The 17,138-nt window shown below is 69.7% G+C and carries 15 protein-coding genes; 9 read left to right on the forward strand and 6 right to left on the reverse strand.

The annotated features are described in order from the left end of the window. Positions 1–35: 35 nt before the first annotated feature. From FDK12_RS01815 to FDK12_RS01830, 4 genes are read left to right on the forward strand one after another with little or no spacing between them, the layout of a single operon-like run. Entirely contained in the window at positions 36–1,262 is a 1,227-nt protein-coding gene (locus FDK12_RS01815) for a cysteine desulfurase family protein (RefSeq protein ID WP_137367946.1), read from the forward strand. Beyond that, positions 1,259–2,401, forward strand: coding sequence for a tRNA 2-thiouridine(34) synthase MnmA (mnmA, locus tag FDK12_RS01820; protein WP_137367947.1), 1,143 nt, complete (start codon positions 1,259–1,261; stop codon positions 2,399–2,401). The genes FDK12_RS01815 and mnmA overlap by 4 nt, the downstream gene beginning before the upstream one ends. A 43-nt stretch (positions 2,402–2,444) precedes the next feature. Further along, on the forward strand, positions 2,445–2,873 hold the full coding sequence (locus FDK12_RS01825) for a chorismate mutase (RefSeq protein ID WP_223263022.1): 429 nt from the start codon (positions 2,445–2,447) through the stop codon (positions 2,871–2,873). After that, positions 2,866–3,897 (forward strand): hypothetical protein, encoded by a 1,032-nt coding sequence (locus FDK12_RS01830; protein WP_137367948.1) that lies wholly within the window; start codon positions 2,866–2,868, stop codon positions 3,895–3,897. Before FDK12_RS01825 ends, FDK12_RS01830 begins: the two co-directional genes overlap by 8 nt. 31 nt (positions 3,898–3,928) lie before the next feature. On the opposite strand, the gene FDK12_RS01835 is transcribed toward FDK12_RS01830, so the two are convergent. The 6 genes from FDK12_RS01835 to FDK12_RS01860 form a co-directional block, all read right to left on the reverse strand. After that, a complete protein-coding gene (locus tag FDK12_RS01835; RefSeq protein WP_137367949.1) occupies positions 3,929–4,597 on the reverse strand; it encodes a DUF4166 domain-containing protein in 669 nt (222 codons plus the stop codon). Positions 4,598–4,701: 104 nt separating this feature from the next. Beyond that, positions 4,702–5,994, reverse strand: coding sequence for a DUF58 domain-containing protein (locus FDK12_RS01840; protein ID WP_137367950.1), 1,293 nt, complete (start codon positions 5,992–5,994; stop codon positions 4,702–4,704). Positions 5,995–6,057: 63 nt separating this feature from the next. Beyond that, positions 6,058–7,152, reverse strand: a complete 1,095-nt coding sequence (locus FDK12_RS01845; protein WP_137367951.1) for an AAA family ATPase — start codon at positions 7,150–7,152, stop codon at positions 6,058–6,060. Then, positions 7,149–8,312 (reverse strand): DUF4350 domain-containing protein, encoded by a 1,164-nt coding sequence (locus tag FDK12_RS01850; protein WP_137367952.1) that lies wholly within the window; start codon positions 8,310–8,312, stop codon positions 7,149–7,151. Before FDK12_RS01850 ends, FDK12_RS01845 begins: the two co-directional genes overlap by 4 nt. 158 nt (positions 8,313–8,470) lie before the next feature. After that, positions 8,471–9,118 (reverse strand): DUF4129 domain-containing protein, encoded by a 648-nt coding sequence (locus FDK12_RS01855; RefSeq protein ID WP_189636231.1) that lies wholly within the window; start codon positions 9,116–9,118, stop codon positions 8,471–8,473. A gap of 127 nt (positions 9,119–9,245) precedes the next feature. After that, positions 9,246–10,670, reverse strand: coding sequence for a hypothetical protein (locus FDK12_RS01860; protein WP_137367954.1), 1,425 nt, complete (start codon positions 10,668–10,670; stop codon positions 9,246–9,248). Between the two features lie 170 nt (positions 10,671–10,840). Here FDK12_RS01860 and mtrA point away from each other — a divergent pair, with 170 nt between their 5' ends. The 5 genes from mtrA to hpf all read left to right on the forward strand — a co-directional run bounded on the left by mtrA (position 10,841) and on the right by hpf (position 17,087). Continuing rightward, positions 10,841–11,518 (forward strand): MtrAB system response regulator MtrA, encoded by a 678-nt coding sequence (gene mtrA, locus FDK12_RS01865; protein ID WP_104117081.1) that lies wholly within the window; start codon positions 10,841–10,843, stop codon positions 11,516–11,518. After that, positions 11,490–13,388, forward strand: a complete 1,899-nt coding sequence (mtrB, locus tag FDK12_RS01870; protein WP_223263023.1) for an MtrAB system histidine kinase MtrB — start codon at positions 11,490–11,492, stop codon at positions 13,386–13,388. Before mtrA ends, mtrB begins: the two co-directional genes overlap by 29 nt. Then, complete coding sequence (locus FDK12_RS01875) at positions 13,375–15,129, forward strand: LpqB family beta-propeller domain-containing protein (protein WP_137367955.1); 1,755 nt, start codon at positions 13,375–13,377, stop codon at positions 15,127–15,129. The genes mtrB and FDK12_RS01875 overlap by 14 nt, the downstream gene beginning before the upstream one ends. 61 nt (positions 15,130–15,190) lie before the next feature. Beyond that, positions 15,191–16,246, forward strand: a complete 1,056-nt coding sequence (locus FDK12_RS01880) for a ComF family protein (protein ID WP_189636232.1) — start codon at positions 15,191–15,193, stop codon at positions 16,244–16,246. Between the two features lie 106 nt (positions 16,247–16,352). Then, entirely contained in the window at positions 16,353–17,087 is a 735-nt protein-coding gene (gene hpf, locus FDK12_RS01885) for a ribosome hibernation-promoting factor, HPF/YfiA family (protein ID WP_137367957.1), read from the forward strand. The last annotated feature ends 51 nt before the right edge of the window (positions 17,088–17,138 follow it).

The raw sequence follows: 17,138 nt of genomic DNA on the forward strand, positions 1-17,138 counted from the left end.
TCGGCACCGCGGCGTGGCGCCGGTAGATTTGAGGGATGCCCGTGTATGTCGATCACGCGGCGACCACGCCGATCTCGACGCCGGCGCTCGCCGCCCTCACCCGCGAACTCAGCCGGAGTGGAAACCCGTCCTCCCTCCACGGCTCGGGCCGCCGCGCCCGGCGGTCGGTGGAGGACGCCAGGGAGACGATCGCCGCCGCGGCGGGAGCGCACGCCTCGGAAGTCATCTTCACCTCGGGCGGCACCGAGGCGGACAACCTCGCCATCAAGGGGCTCTACTGGGCCCGACGCGCCGAGGACCCCGCACGCACCCGCATCATCTGCAGTTCCGTGGAGCACCACGCGGTGCAGGACACCGTCGAGTGGCTCGAGCGCCACGAGGGCGCCGACGTGGTCTGGCTACCCGTCGACCCGGCCGGGGTCGTGTCCCTCGACGCGCTTCGTGCTGCACTCGCCGACGCGCCCGAGCGCGTCGCGCTCGTGACCGTGATGTGGGCCAACAACGAGGTGGGAACAGTACAGCCGGTGCGCGACGTCGTGACCGAAGCGAAGCGGTACGGCGTCCCCGTCCATAGTGACGCCGTCCAGGCCTTCGGGTCCCTTCCGGTGTCCTTCTCTGAGTCCGGACTGGCCACCATGGCCATCAGCGCCCACAAGATGGGTGGCCCGGTGGGGGTCGGCGCCCTCCTCGTCGGACGCGCCGTCGCCCTGACGCCCGTGCAGCACGGCGGCGGCCAGGAGCGGGACATTAGGTCGGGCACGCTCGACGGCGCGGGCATCGCCGCGTTCGCCGCTGCGGCCGAGGACGTCGCCGCGCAGCTACCCATCGAGGCACCCCGGCTCGCGGGCCTGAGGGACGCACTCATCGAGGGGATCCTCCGGGAGGTGCCGGAGGCCGTGCTGCGCGGCGTCCCGCACCCGGCGCCGGAAGGCGCGCGGCTCCCCGGCAACGCGCACTTCACCTTCCCCGGCTGCGAGGGGGACTCGCTCCTGTTCCTCCTCGACCTCGCCGGTATCGAATCCTCCACCGGCTCCGCCTGCACCGCCGGTGTTCCGCGCCCTTCGCACGTCCTGCTGGCCATGGGCCTGACGGAGGACGAGGCCCGGGGAGCCCAGCGCTTCAGCCTGGGGCATACATCGACCCGCGACGACGTTGACGCGGTGGTGGGCGCCATCGGCGAGGCCTATCGCCGTGCCCGCAAGGCGGGTATGGCGGGACACGCATCAACCATCCAGACGGCAGGAACGGGATTCGGATCATGAGGGTACTGGCAGCGATGAGTGGCGGCGTCGATTCCGCGGTGGCAGCGGCGCGCGCGGTCGAGGCGGGTCACGACGTCGTCGGCGTCCACCTCGCGCTCTCGCGTATGCCCGGGACGCTCCGTACAGGCAGTCGCGGCTGCTGCACCATCGAGGATTCACGGGACGCGTGGCGCGCATGCGACATCCTGGGCATCCCGTACTACGTGTGGGACTTCTCCGAGCGGTTCAAGGAGGACGTAGTCGACGACTTCATCGCCGAGTACGCAGCCGGGCGCACGCCGAACCCGTGCATGCGCTGCAACGAGCGCATCAAGTTCGCGGCGCTGCTCGAGAAAGCTCTCGCGCTGGGCTTCGACGCCGTCTGCACGGGCCACTACGCGAAGGTCGTCGAGGATGCGGACGGCAACCCCGAACTGCACCGCGCCGCTGACTGGGCGAAGGATCAGTCCTATGTCCTCGGGGTGCTCACGCACGAACAGCTCAAGCACTCCATGTTCCCGCTCGCCGAGACGCCGTCGAAGGCGGAGGTCCGGGCCGAGGCGGAGCGGCGCGGACTGTCCGTCGCCAACAAGCCGGACAGCCACGACATCTGCTTCATCCCGGACGGCGACACGCGGGGGTGGCTCGAGGAGCGCATCGACCTGACGGAGGGCGACATCCTCGACGTCGACGGCGAGAAGATCGGCAGCCATCCGGGCGCTAACGCCTTCACGGTCGGCCAGCGTCGAGGACTCAAGCTGGGCACTCCCGCTGCGGACGGCAAGCCCCGCTTCGTGCTCGAGATCCGGCCGAAGCAGAACGAGGTAGTCGTCGGGCCCGAGCACCTGCTCGCCATCGACGAGATGCGGGGGATCAAGGTGTCCTGGGCCGGCTTGCCCATCGACGAGGTGCGCACCGGTGCGGAGTTCGACTGCATGGCGCAGGTCCGGGCGCACGGGGACCCCGTAGCTGCGCGAGCAGTGGTCGAGGTCGGCGACGACGGCAATCAGCACCTCGTGGTACGCCTCGTCGAGCCGATGCGCGGAGTTGCGCCGGGTCAGACGGTGGTGCTGTACCAGGGCACGCGGGTGCTGGGTCAGGCGACCATCGACTCCGCACGGTCCGCGCTCCGGCCCGAACTGGCGGCGACGCAGGCCTAGTCGCAGTTCACGGAGCCCCGCCGGCTTCTGCTTGACTGGAGTCATGACGCATCCCCGTAGTGGCTTCGACCCGGCAGCCAGTTCACTCGCAGGAGACGTGGCTCCCGAGGTGATGGCCGAACTGCTCTCGGTGCGGAGCTCGATCGACAATATCGACGCGACGCTCGTGTATCTCCTCGCCGAACGTTTCAAGGCGACGCAGCGGGTCGGACACCTCAAGGCCGAGCACAGCCTGCCTGCCGGTGACCCGCAGCGTGAGGCCGCGCAGATCGCCCGGCTCCGCGCGCTGGCTGAGGAGGCGCAGCTCGATCCTGCTTTCGCCGAGAAGTTCCTGAACTTCATCATCTCCGAGGTGATCCGCCACCATCAGGCGATCTCCGAGAACCGGAGGCCTGCGGGCGATCCGTCACGGCAGGGCGCACCGTCGGCCTCGGCGCCATCAGGAACGGAAGCCCGCGGCACCCATGCCTGACGATCTGCAACCGCGGACGGTCGGAGCGACGGCTGCCGGAGACTGGCCCGGGACGGACCCTCTGGAAGCCAACCGGGCGGTGCGCGGTGAACTCGGAGGAGCACATCTGCCGTTCCTCCCGTTCCTGCCCGCACGGGGACCCGGCAGTGACGCCGTCGGGCGCACCCTCGGTGTGCTCGTCGACCTGCCGTTCGATCTTCAACCGCACGGCTGGCGCCTCGTCCAACGGCCGGGCAGGGATCAGCGGCGCGCGGAGTCCGCCTTGTCCTCCGACATCAACGCGCTCGGCGACATAGCCGGTGCGGAGGAACAGCCCGCGCAGCGCCTGAGACTGCACCTGCAGGGGCCCCTGTCGCTCGCCGCCGGCACGCACCTCCACGGCGGCGAACGCGTCCTGGTCGACCACGGTGCGCGCCGTGAGCTCTACGAGTCGCTGGCGGCTGGCGTGGGGAACCTCGTGCGCCGCGTGTCCACCGTGGCACGGGGCGCGGAGATCCTGCTGCAGCTAGACGAACCGGAGGCGGACGACGTCCTGACGGGCCGCGTGCCCACCGCGAGCGGCTACCGCACGCTCCGGGCCGTCGACCGGCGCGAGGCCACCGAAGCATGGGACCTCGTGACCGCATCGGCGGTCGCGGCCGGAGCCACCGGTTCCGTCGTGGCGCCGGGCACCGGAGACGTGGCGATCGACGCGGCCCGTACGAGTGCTGCGTCGGCGCTGTCCCTCGCCGTGCATCGCATCTCCGACCGTCGCTGGGAGGATCTCGCGGAGGACATCGAGGCCGGACGCCGCCTGGAGCTGGCCGTCGTCGACCCGGGCGCGCCCCTGCCGCAGGTGACCGCGCTCGTGGAATCGGTACTGGCGGGCTGGCAGCGTGTCGGACTGCCGGTGCGGGCGCTCGGCGCGTTGACCGTCACCACCCTGCCGGGGCTTGAGGCGCGATCGCAGGGCGACGCCGTGCGCCTTCTCGCACGCCTGGTGCAGGTGGCCGATGCACTGGAGCAGGTCCGCGCCGAAGGATGACAGCGCGACGACGGTGCGGCGGGACGTCGGATCAGACGCGCTGCTCCCAGCGCCGCGGCTGCGCGTCGGTCGGAAGCTCGCCGTCGAACTCCTCGAGCGTGTAGTCGAACCGGCCCGCATACACGAGCAGGGTGCCGAGCTGGCGGTGCACCACCCGGGTCTTGATCCGGAAGGACCCGGACTCGTCATCCCACCATTGCTCGACGTACGCGAGCGCTCCGAGGGCATCGGGCACGGACAGCCGCAGGCCGGCGAACACCCGGGTCCGCGAAGAGACCATCCGGATGTGCCCTTCATCCGTGGCCGAACAGGTCAGCAGGGTGGCCATGCGCCGGTGCTTGCCGACGTAGTCCGTCAGGATGCCGTCCTGGAGCGATGTCGTGTCCTCGAACACCCGCAGCGCGGTGCCGAAGTCGAGTTCCCGACGCGCGGTGAGAGCCTGCCGTCCGAAGGGATCGACGTGGGGGTAGTTCCTGATCTCGAAGGGCACATCGTTGTCGTACTCGGGGAAGAAGGCGTTCTCGCGAGCAGTGAGCCGGAAGGCCGGGCGGGCGAACCAGGCGGGACATCCGGCGACCTCGAACACGCCACGCCCGTGCCCGGACAGCCCGCTTCCGGCATGCAGACCGAAATACGAGCGCAGCTCGGGCTGCAGGCGGCCGAAGGCACTGCCCATCGCCTGCTGGTAGATCGAGATCATTCCGCCCACTTCCGTCGCTCGGACAACCAGTCAACCATGACGCGAGCGGAACCGGCCGTGCTGCCAGAGGGACGGACGTGCCGGGACCAGCGGCCTCGCTCCTGCTACAGGCGCCCGGCCGCCTTCAGCCGGATGTAGGTATCCGCGAGCAGCGGCGGAAGGTCCGCGGGAACCGCATCGACGACCTCCGCGCCGAGGAGACGGATCTGGTTCGCCACTGCAGCGCGGTCGAGCAGCGCCCGTTCGGCTGCCGCTGCGCGGAACGTCGCCGCGGCCGTCGAGCGGTCGATGCTCAACTCCTCGAGCCGCGGGTCCCGGACGGAGGCGACGACGACGACGTGGCGCTCGGTCAGCGCCGGCAGTGCAGGCAGCAGGCCTTCCTCCACTGCCCCCGCATCGAGCGACGTCAGCAGCACCACGAGGGAGCGGTGTGCGGACGCGCTCCGGACATGCGCTGGAAGCCTTGACCAGTCGGCCTCGATCAGCTCGGCGTCGAGGGGTGCCATGGCGGTGACGAGGGCCCCCAGGAGACTGCCCTTGGCAGTGGAGTCGACACGGGCCCGCAGCCTGCGGTCGAAGGCGAGGAAGTGCACCTTGTCGCCGCCGCGCTCGGCCAGGACCGACAGCAGGAGCGCGGCCTCGATGCCCGTATCCAGCCGCGGTTCGTCGAGGACCCGAGCTGCGGAGGTGCGCGAGGTATCGAGCACGACGACGACGCGCCGGTCCCGCTCGGGACGCCACGTCCGCACGACGGTCTCCTGCCGTCGAGCCGTCGCGCGCCAGTCGATGGACCGCACGTCGTCGCCGCGCACGTAGTCGCGCAGGGAGTCGAACTCCGTTCCCGCCCCCCTGATCTGGACGGCCGATTGCCCGTCGAGTTCGCGCAGCCTGCGCAGTTTCGAGGGCAGGTGCCGTTTGGAGTTGAACGGTGGAAGGACCCGCAGCACGCCGGGAGCCGGAACCGTCACCTGGCGGGCGGCCACTCCCATGGGGCCTGTGCTGCGGATCGTCACCGTCTCCACCCGGCGTATGCCGCGCCGTGTGGGCCGCAGCGACACCGACAGGCGCCGGGACTCGCCCGCCGGGACCGCCACGAACTGCTCGGGATCGGTGGCCCCCGCCGAGGGCTGCCACGCCTCGCGGACCGTGGCGCGCAGGGGGCGTCGGCTGTCATTGCGCAGCACCATGGTGCTGCTGCATCCCTCGCCCAGGCGGACGCCGTCCGGCAGGGTACGGACGATCCCGACCCGGCGGGGCGAAGCGGCGAGCGCGACGTCGAGGCCGCACACCGCTGCGAGGAGACCGGCCCACAGCAGGATCGACACGATGCCCGGGTACAGGACGACGGGAACGACGCCGATCAGCGCCAGCAGGACGAGACGCCCGGTGATGACCACGAATTCTCCTTCCGGATCCGGCGGCGTGGTTGCATCGACCGGATCGTGCGTTCGGGCCTGGCACTACCTCGGGACGGGCACGGTGCTGAGGATGCCGCCGAGCACGTCGTCCACGTCGATGCCGTCCATCTGCGCCTCGGGCCTCAGCGCGACACGGTGCCGCAGTGCGGGCAGGGTGAGTGCCTTCACGTCGTCGGGAGTGACGAAGGAGCGGCCCGAGAGCCATGCCCAGGCCCGGGAGGTGTTCAGCAGCGCCGTCGCACCCCTGGGGGACACGCCGAGTTGGAACGACGGCGAGGCCCGGGTTGCCCGGACCAGATCCACGATGTAGGCGACTACTTCGGGCGCGATCGCCACCCGCGACACTGCGCTCCTGGCCCTCGCGAGGTCCTCTGCGCCGGCGACGGCCCGCACACCGGCCGAGCGGAGGTTGCGCGGATCGAAACCGACGCTGTGACGGCGGACCACCTCGATCTCGTCGTCGCGCCCAGGAAGCGGAAGGGTGAGCTTGAGCAGGAAGCGGTCCAGCTGGGCCTCCGGCAGGGGATAAGTGCCCTCGTACTCGACGGGATTCTGCGTCGCCGCGACGATGAACGGCGCTGGAAGGCGCCGTGAGACGCCGTCCACGGAGACCTGTCGTTCCTCCATGGCTTCCAGCAGCGAGGCCTGCGTCTTGGGCGGCGTGCGGTTGATCTCATCGGCGAGGAGGATGTTCGTGAAGACCGGGCCCTCCCGGAAAGTGAACTCCGAGGTCTTCGATTCGTAGATGAGCGAGCCCGTGATGTCACCGGGCATGAGGTCGGGCGTGAACTGGACGCGCTTTGTGTCGAGGTCCAGGGCGGCCGCGAGGGTGCGCACCAGCAGGGTCTTGGCTACGCCGGGGACACCTTCGAGCAGCACGTGCCCGTCGGCGAGGAGCCCGATCAGGAGTCCCGTCACCGCGGAGTCCTGACCGACGATCGACTTCCCGACCTCGGTGCGCACCCGCAGGAGCGCCTCCCGGGCGCCTTCGCCGTCGGGGGAGGGAGACCCGGGCAGCCCTGCCTCCTGCCCACGGTCCTCCGTGCGCGTCGACGAATGGGTCGCCTGCGGTGCTGCCTGCGGTGCTGCCTGCGGCGCCTGCCGGGAGCCGTCCTGCCAGCCGTCGGATGGGTTCATGACGTGATCTCCTTCTCGAGGTCGAGGATCTCCTGTGCCCACAGCACAAGCTCGCGGTTCGTGGTCGGTGTCGGGCCCAGCAGCCTCTGCTCCAGTTCCACCTGGCTTCGTCCGCTGGAACGGGCAGCTGCCTGGAGGACCTCGGTGGGGGACGCCGAGCGGTCCACCCGCAGGCGCTGGGCCAGGCGGGCGAGCGTTGCTGCGCGAAGCGTGGCAGCGGCATGCGCAACCGAGCCGGAGTCCTGGTACAGGCGTGCTCGCCCCTCTGCTGTCTCGGCGGCGCGGACGACGACGGGCAACGGCTCGACGGCCAGGGGACCCACACGGCGTCCCCGCCACACCATCGCCAGGACAGCACAGAGGAGGAGTGAGATGAGCAGGAAGTCCACCCATGCGGGCAGGAGCGTCAGGGGATCGATGCCTTCGCCGGTCGATGCGACGTCCGCCCCGCTGGGCTCGTACCAGACGAGCGTCGGGGTGGACCCGAGAGCCCTGAGGGCGAGGGCCGCGTTCCCCTCGTCCGAGATCAGGCCGTTCGACAGGATCTCCGGCGCCCCGAGAACGGCCACCGAACCGTCGGTGTCCGTGATGTAGAGGCCGCCCGTCTCGCCGTCGACCGCCGACGGGAAGCACATGACGGCGCCTGAATAGGCCGTCCCGTTCCCGGAGAGTGTGCCTGCTGCGAGGGCATCGGGATCGGAGCACTCGGCGGCCACTGCGGACGCCTCACCGGCGAAGTCGAGAGGAACGGCACCGACGAGGGCGAACTCCTCGTCGAGGGCGGTCAACTGCCGCTCGCCCGGCGCCGCGAGGACGGCCCGCTCCGCGCCCGCCGTCAGCTCGGACAGCTGGTCCGCGCTGAGGTATTGCTGGGCGTCGTTCAGGAACAACGTCGCGGAACCGTCGCCGAGGGCCTCGATCGCCTCCTCGTACGTGTGGACACGCACGACGTCGACCCCCTCCGACTCGAGCACCTCTGCCACCGCGCGCGCACCGTCGGGAGCGGGGTTGCCGGGGGACAGTGGGCGGTCGTCCTCCTCCTGTCCGGACAACAGGTTGACCAGCACCACCACGGCGAGGACGACGGCGCCGACCAGGAGCGGGACGGCGCGCCGCAGCCGGGAACGGACGGTCGCCAGCGCAGTGCTGCCGTCGCCCATCACCTCGTCCCTCGGACGTCCCGGATCCCCCGGAGAACGCACACTTCCTGCACTCGTGCGCCCGGCCGTGGCTCCGGGCGTGGTTCCAGCCGTCGCTGCGGGCGTGGTTCCGGCCGTGGCTGCGGCCGGTACGGAGGGCGGCTTCCCACTCCCGGTGATCACCGCGGCGCCGCCAACGTCGTGGGACTGGCGCTCTGGGCAGGACGTTCGGAGGACAGGCGAGCATCGACGTCCGACGCGCGGCGGTAATCCTGCGCCGTTGCGGTGCCACTGCCGTAGTGGGTCTCGTTGAACAGGTCGGCGAGCCACTCGATGTCCGGAGACACGGGTGGAAAGACGGCACCGAGCTGAAGACTCGCCTCCGTCGCCGTCCTGCCGGGTTGCTCATCGATCACGACGCGTTCCTCGGCCGAGCGGATGACAGCCCTCAGCAGCTCGGCGACGGCGCCGTTCCACTCCCCGGCGTGGGCGTGGGCTGCTGCACGGCTGCGGTGGTGGTTCGCCGATCGCCGCGCGCCGTCGTCGAACACTGCTTCCTCCTGCTGCTTTCCGCGGGCGTTGAGGCGTGGCTTGATGAGCACGATGGCCACGATGATGATGAGCGCAGCACCGACCGCGACCACGAGGGTCCCCGGACCGGCGCCCAGGCCGCCGAGCCCGTCGAACAGTCTCGCGAGGCCTCGGAGCGCGTCCCCGATGATGCGCTCGAAGATGCTGGGCTGCGCCTCGACGTAGGACGGCTTGGCCAGTTCCTGTTCGAGGAGAGTGCGTGCCTCGTCGGCGTCCGGCACCAGGCGCGGTGTCATGAACGATGTCGTGAACGGTGTCGTGAACGGTGATGTGGGCGGCGTCATCACGGGTGCCGGCAGCGGGGCCGTCACGGTGACCACGGGGTCTCGGGGCCGGGTGATCCGTCGGCAGGGTGGTGCGGCATCAGCCGACGTCGTCCGGTCGGTGTCCGAACGAGGCGGTGCCGCCCGGGAGGACGTCCGTCCGTCCGGACGCGGCCTGCTCGTGTTCACGCATGAGCACGACGTCGAAGCCTTCGCGGCGGATGCGGAGGTCGACGTACAGCAGTGATGTCACGCCCGCCTGGAAGGCGTAACCGATGGCGGTGAACAGGGCGGTGATCGCTTGGGTCGCGACGAGGATCGGCAGCGAAGCCAGGGCATCTGGCGCGGTGGACGACGTCGAGCTGAATCCGAAGATGAGTGACACGGCGAAGGTGAGCGGCGTGGAGATGACCGACGCGATGATGGAGACGATGATGCTCGTCAGCAGCACGATGCCGAACGTCCGCCACCAGTTGCCTCGGGTCAGCAGCCACGAACGCTTGACGGAGGTCCATGGCCCGGTGCCCTCCAGCATCAGGGCCGCCGGCGCTACGACGAGCTTGACGGTCACCCAGACCATGAGCACGACGGCGCCGATCACGAGCGGGAGGATGACCACCACCGAGTACTCGTCGAGGCCCAGGATCGCCAGCGTCGAGATCCCGACGAGGAGTACGAGGCCCACGAGGCCGGCCACGAAGGACAGGAGGCCAAACCCGAGCAGGGAGAGGAAGCGCGGGCGCGCGAGCCGCCATGCCTGTCCGAAGGACGTCCTCTGGTTGATGACGGCGCGTGCGATCGGGATGACGAGGATGCCCTGCAGGACGAGCAACGCGACAGCGGACACGACACCTGCGACCGAGGCGAAGACGCCCAGGCTGGCGAAAGCGCCGATGATGCTGTCGGGGGTCGGATTCCGCGCCTCGAACACCTCGAAGGAGGACAGGACGTTACCGATGAGCAGGACGGTCACGAGGGCCACCACCGCCTGGAGGAGGACGGCGATACCGAAGGTCGCGAGGGGATTCCTGCGGCAGGCCTGGAACGCGCCGTCGAGGATCTCCCCGAGACCCAGCGGGCGCAGTGGAATGACACCCGGCTTCGGCGGGGCCTGGTACTGGGGGGCTGCACCGTAGGGACCAGCACCGTAGGGACCAGCACCGAAGGCGCCGCCACCGGGAAAGCCGCCGGATCCTTGCCCGTGGGGCGGATACGTCGAGTCCCAGCCCCAGCCCTGGTTCTGCTGGCCGGAGGGTGGCGGCGGGATCGCACCCGGGGGGAGCGCAGGGCCCTGGTTCGCGCCGTGGCTGCCGAAGTAGTCGCCGGGCCTCGCCGGGTCGGCCTCATGAGGCCGGCGATCGGGCTGTTCCCAGGGATTGAACTCGGCAGGACGGCTGGGCCGGGCTGTGTCATAGGGGTTGATGGGCGGGTTCTGCGGGCCGGGCGACTGCCACGGTGCTGCGCCGGCAAGCTCCCCGTCGGGCGTCGCCCTGTCGTCCGGCTGACCATTCACCTGATCACTCATAGCGTCCCCTCGGTCGGTACTCCGGGAGGCATACCAGCAGCGTCCCCCCTGCATCATAGTGAGGCCTACCGCCTTTCCGGGCAGTCGCGCAGCTGTGCGTGCTGCCCCTCCCGTGCCATACGTGGTGGGGCTGGTGGGACTTTGCGGGCACGATGGGACAGTATTGGGGTATGAAGGCTCGCATACTGGTCGTCGACGACGACCAGGCTCTTTCCGAAATGATCGGCATCGTCCTCCGCAACGACGGCTTCGACCCCGTGTTCTGCGCCGACGGTGCCGCAGCGCTCGGCGTCTTCCGTACGAGCCATCCGGACCTCGTCCTGCTGGACCTCATGCTCCCGGGCATGGACGGCATCGAGGTGTGCCGGCAGATCCGCAGCGAGTCCGACGTCCCGATCGTGATGCTCACCGCCAAGTCGGACACCTCGGACATCGTGCGCGGACTCGAGTCGGGGGCCGACGACTACGTCCCGAAGCCCTTCAAGCCGGCCGAACTCGTGGCCCGGGTGCGCGCAAGGCTCCGTCCGGCCGACTCGAAGGCTCCCGAGACGCTGCGTATCGGAGAGGTGAGCATCGACGTCGCCGGGCACGAGGTCACGCGGGGGAACGAGCGGGTCTCCCTGACGCCGCTGGAGTTCGACCTGCTGGTCGCCCTCGCCCGGAAGCCCTGGCAGGTCTTCACCCGCGAACTGCTGCTCGAGCAGGTCTGGGGGTATCGCCACGCGGCCGATACCCGGCTGGTCAACGTCCATGTGCAGCGGCTCCGCTCCAAGATCGAGCGCGACCCCGAAGCACCCGAGATCGTCCTGACGGTGCGTGGTGTCGGCTACAAAGCCGGACAGGGCTGATGCGGAGGGCGCCGACGTCCGCGCCCCCGATGCGTCCGGCGTCGTCGTGGCCGAAGTCGTAGCCGCCGACGGCGACCAGGCACCACAGGCGACCGGCGGAACACCGGCGGAGAGCCGTCATCGGCCCGGCTCGTTAGGAGCGCGGCTGCACTTCGTGGTCGTGCGGGTCCGGACCCTGATGCGTGAGGTGCCGAGTCACTGGCGCCGGTCCCTCCAGTTCCGCACGGTCGTCGCGACGATGCTGCTCACGTCCGTTTCCTTCGTGGCCGTCGGGGGGGTCCTGTCCAACCAGATCGCCAGCGCGCTGTACGAGGAGCGTTTCGACCAGTTCAGCGCGGAGGCCGGCCGCGCGTTGACGTCCACGAAAGCAGTGTTCAGGGACTCCTCCGCAACGGACCGCAACACCACCAACCGGTTGGTCCTGGACTCCGTGAACGCACTCGTGGGGAACGAGACGGAAGCGCCCCGGCAGGCCATCCTGATGTCCATCTCGGGAGGTGAGGGCCTGATCATCCCGACCACCGTCAGCCAGGAGGGTGTCACGGAGGGCATGCTCCCGGACGACCTGCAGGCTGCCGTGGCCGCCGGCCAGGACATCTACTGGGCGCCGATCACCATCCCGGTGACGCAGACCGGGGAGCAGGACGCGCCGGGAATCGCCTTCGGGACCCAGGTGACACTCCCGCCCGAGCGCAGCCCCTACGCGCTGTACGTGTACTACGACCTGTCCTCGATGCAGTCCACGCTGGACTACATCCACGGAGTGCTCTGGCTGGTGGGCCTCGTGCTGCTGCTCGTGATCGGCGCGATCGCCTGGTACGTCACCCGAAGTGTCGTGCGGCCGGTCAGCTACGCCGCGTCCGTGTCCGAGAAGCTCGCATCGGGCCAGTTGCAGGAACGCATGGAGGTCACCGGCGAGGACGAGGTCGCTCGCCTCGGCGCGTCGTTCAACCACATGGCGGGCAGCCTGCAGGACCAGATCACCCAGCTCGCGCAGCTGTCCCAGATGCAGCAGCGTTTCGTGTCGGATGTGTCCCACGAGCTGAGGACGCCCCTGACCACCGTCCGCATGGCCGCGGAGGTCCTGCACGACGCCCGGGAGGAGTTCAACCCGGTCAACAAACGATCCGCGGAGATCCTCTTCGACCAGGTCGAACGTTTCCAGGCACTCCTCGCGGACCTCCTGGAGATCTCCCGGTTCGATGCCGGCGCGGCGGTGCTGGAAGCGGAATCGGTGGATCTCGTGCAGCTCGTGACGCACGCGATCGACGGGGCCCGACCCCTCGCGGAGCGGCTCGGATCGGAACTGCGCGTCGTGTCCGGTGAGGCGCGCTGCATCGTCGACGCCGATGCCCGGCGGATCGACCGGATTCTCCGCAACCTGATCGTCAACGCCCTCGAGCACGGGGAGGGACGACCCGTGGACATCCATATCGCCTGCAGTCCGGAAGCTGCCGCCGTCGCGGTGTGCGACCAGGGCATCGGCATGACGCCGGAGGAGGCCTCCCGCGTCTTCGACCGGTTCTGGCGGGCTGATCCAGCGCGTGCCCGCACCACGGGTGGCAGCGGTCTGGGACTGTCGATCGCGACGGAGGATGCCCGGCTCCACGGCGCGTGGCTGGAAGCCTGGGGGATGCCCGGTGAGGGAGCGTGCTTCCGCCTGACGCTGCCACGGCACCAGGGTGCGGACCTGACGTCGTCGCCCCTGCCACTGCCGCCGTCGTCCACTGCACGTACGGCTGTGCTCTCCGGGCAGGACGCGACGCCGCACGCGTGGACCGACACCCGAAGCACTACCGGAACCGACACCCGAAGCACTGCCGGTACCGACACCGGAGCCGACAGGAGGGGCAGCGATGCGACGCAGTAGTTCGACGGCGCGTGCTCAGGGCAGGCATCACGCCTCCCTCCGCGGGTCACTGACGTCGGTCCTCGCCGCACTCCTCGCGGTCTGCCTCGTGGTCCTCACGGGGTGTTCGGCCATACCCGAGAAAGGGCCGGTCGGCGTGATCCCGGCTGCGCAGGGGGAGGCCGACGCCGACGCGCCCGCCTTCTCGCCGGAGGGTCCCGCGCCCGGTGCCGCACCCGAGCGTATCCTTCGGGACTTCATCACGGCGGGCACAGGTGCGGGGGACGGTTACAGCGTCGCTCGCCAGTTCCTCACCCGGGATCTGGCGCAGACCTGGAAGCCCGAGGAACGCATCGTCCTGTTCCGGTCGGACCCGCGGGTGGAGAAGCGCGAGACCGAGGGGGTGTACCAGATCCAGCTCGAGACGACGGGCACGGTCGACGCGCGCGGATTGCGGACCGACAGTGCAGTTCCCGCGACGGAGACCCTCGGCGTCCGGATGGAGCAGGTCAACGGGGAGTGGCGGATAGCGGAGGTGCCCGACGGCATCATGATCGCCCAGAGCGCTGCGCAGGACCTCCTGATCTCGCACAGCCTGTACTTCTACAGCAGCAACTATCGCTTCTGGGTGCCCGACGCCCGCTGGTTCGTTCGCAGGACCGGCGTGACGGCGAGGATCGTCAGTGCCATGCTCGCCGGTCCTGCGCCCTACCTCCAGGGGTCGGTGACCAGCGCCTTCCCCGAGGGCGTGACGCTCGCCAGGGATTCCGTGCCCATCACGTCCGGTACGGCGTCCGTCGAGCTCTCCTCCGAGATACTCAAGAACGCCACGGATCTTGGGCTGCAGCAGATGGACCAGCAACTGCAGGTCAACCTCCTGGGCCTGAACGACGTCACCTCGGTCGAGATGACCAGTGGCCAGCGCATCGAGCTCGGGGCCCCTTCGCCGGAGCTGGTGGTGCCCGAGCTGACCCCCGACGTCGGGGGCGAACAGGTCGCCGTCGCGCAGGGTGAACTGGTGCGGGTGCGGAACGGCGCCATCGTCCCGATCGAGGGACTGGCGCCCCTCGCCGACGTCGCACCTCGCGATCCGGCGACGTCGGTCTCCGGCAGCGCCTACGCCTTCCTGAACGCGGACGCGACCGCGCTCTATGTCACGGCGCCCGGCAGCGAGGCCCGCGACGTCGTCAGGGGCAACGCGCTGACGCAGCCGTCCTTCGACCCCGAGAACTGGGTCTGGACGAGCAGGGTCACCGAGGGCCGCAGCGAGGTCCTCGCGATCCCACCCGGAGGAACGGAGGCCAACGCGTCCGTGCTGGCAGCGGGTTGGCTGGGAGACCGGAACGTGAAGGAACTGCGTGTTTCCCGGGACGGCTCCCGTGCGCTGGTCGTCACGGATCGTGATGGCACGAGCGAGGTGCTGCTTGCGGGCATCACGCGCTCCGCCGAAGGCGCTCCGCAGTCCCTCACCACGCCCCTCGCACTGCCGACGACAGGGGCCATCGACACGGCCGTGTGGGCCGGCCAGAGTACGATCGCGGCCTCGTCCACCGGAGCGAACGAGGAGGCGACTCCCGTGATCCTGCAGCTCGACGGCGAACAGGAGGAGATGGCCGCCCTGGACGGCGTGCTCGCGATCAGCGCGGGCTCCGACGCCGAGGACACCTTCTATGCGCAGGCCGGAACGACGCTCTACAAGCGCATCGGCAACAGCTGGGTCGACGAGCAGCTCGACGTCAGGGATCCCGCCTTCCCCGGATAGGGATGTCCACATAGCTCCCGCGTCCACCCGAGTCCGAGCTCTCCCGTGGTCCGCTGAGCGGGTGATCCGTGCCAACCTCGCGTTCTTCCTCGACGACGTCGTCTTCAGCCGGAGCTTTCAGCGGCTGACCGATGCGCTCGCTGCCTTCGGCGCTCTCGTCATGCCCTGTTCGTGCGTGATCTGTGGAGCCTGGGACACGTCCTTGTGCCAGGAGTGCTCGGCCCTCTTCCGAGCAGCGACGGCGCGGCCCTTCCATGCAGAGACCGAGGCTGAATCGTTGCCCGACGTCGAGCGGACGGCAGGCGACCTCCTCCGCGGAACCACCGCGGACGCCGGGTACCCGACCGGGTCCCGCGAAGCGCCCTACGGCCCCCTGCCGGTGATCGCGGCCGGCCGGTACGGACGAGCCGTCTCGGTGGTCCTGCTGGCCTACAAGAACCATGGCCACGTCGATCTGGCTCCGCCCGTCGCAGCAGCTCTGGTCGGGGCCCTGCATCACGCAGTCCCCGCATTCCGCACCGGACGCACCGGTGCAGAATCCGTCCTGGTCGTCCCCGTGCCCACCAGGGCGTCGTCCCGTCGGCGGCGCGGCTACGATCCTCTGATGCTGCTCCTGTCCCGGCTCAAGCGCAGCGGGCACCTTCCCGCAGGCACTGAGCTCGTTCCCGCCGTTCGGCATCGTCCGCTGCCGGCCCGCCTGGCATCCGCAGTCGGGTGCGGGGGAGGAGCCTCGGGGGCCCGAACCGCTCTCGCAGCGGCCTTCTCCGCCGTCGGCGGCGGGCAGAAGGGACTCGGACGCCGCCGCCGCCGTATGAACGTCCTGCACTCGATGGAGCCGTCCCCACGAGCGCGGCCCGCCGTCGCCGGCAGGGACTGCCTCATCGTCGACGACGTCCTGACGACGGGAGCGACCATCGCCGAGGTGCACCGTGTCCTGGTCGCCAGTGGCGCCCGGGTCCTCGGTGCCGTCGTCATCGCGGCAACGGCCGCCCCTGCAGGAAGGGGTGCCGCTGCGACGGGTACGCGGGCACACGACACGGGTCGGGCACCCCTCCGGACGTCCAGTGAACTACCGGAGATTTCGGAGCGCCAAGGGATGAATAAAGGACAGGGGTGATCTACCGTGAAGTACGGGTACCACACAGTGACGACACGTACCCGTCGGCGGTGGCTCAGCAGACAGCCCGGTCGCCGTCGTGTCACCTAGCGATGTGGAGGGCACCATGGAGTTTGTGATCAACGGCCGCAACCTGGCGGTATCGGATCGTTTCCGTGAGTACGCGACGGAGAAGATCGACAAGATAGAGCAGCTCGGCGACAAGGTGCAGAGGGTCGACGCGAAGATCACCAAGGAAGCCAGTGCGCGCGCGGCGGACACCTCCCTCACGGTTGAGTTGACAGTGCTGTGCAAGGGCCCGGTCATCCGCGCCGAAGCGTCGGCGGCCGACAAGTTCGCCGCGTTCGACCTCGCCTACGGGAAACTCCTCGAGCGACTGCGCCGTGCTCGTGACCGGCGGAAGGTCCACCACGGCCGGCACACACCAGTCGCCGTCGCGGTCGCCACGGCAGACCTCGAACCCGCAGACCCGGCCCAGCCGATCTACCTCGAGACGCCGACCATCGAGCCGACCTCGCATGAGCCGGAGAACCAGCCCGAGGAAATCGATGCCTACTCCTCGGCCGATGACGTCCCGGCCGGGGACTCTCCTGTCCTGATCCGCCGAAAGGTCTTCTCGGGCATACCGATGAGCCTGGACGATGCCGTGGACAACATGGAACTCGTCGGGCACGACTTCTACCTCTTCGTCGATTCCGCGACGGGAGCCCCGTCGGTGGTCTACCGCCGACAGGGATGGACCTACGGCGTCATCACCCTCGACTCGAAATGTGCCGAGGGTACGGAGGAACCCCACGAGGAACTCCTGGCCTACCGGGCCAAGGAAGCAGCCACCGCCTAGCGAGTTCACGACGCCGGTCTCCACCGGACGTTCAACCCCTACACCAGGAAC

Source organism: Arthrobacter sp. NamB2 (genome assembly GCF_005281365.1).
Lineage (GTDB): Bacteria > Actinomycetota > Actinomycetes > Actinomycetales > Micrococcaceae > Arthrobacter_D.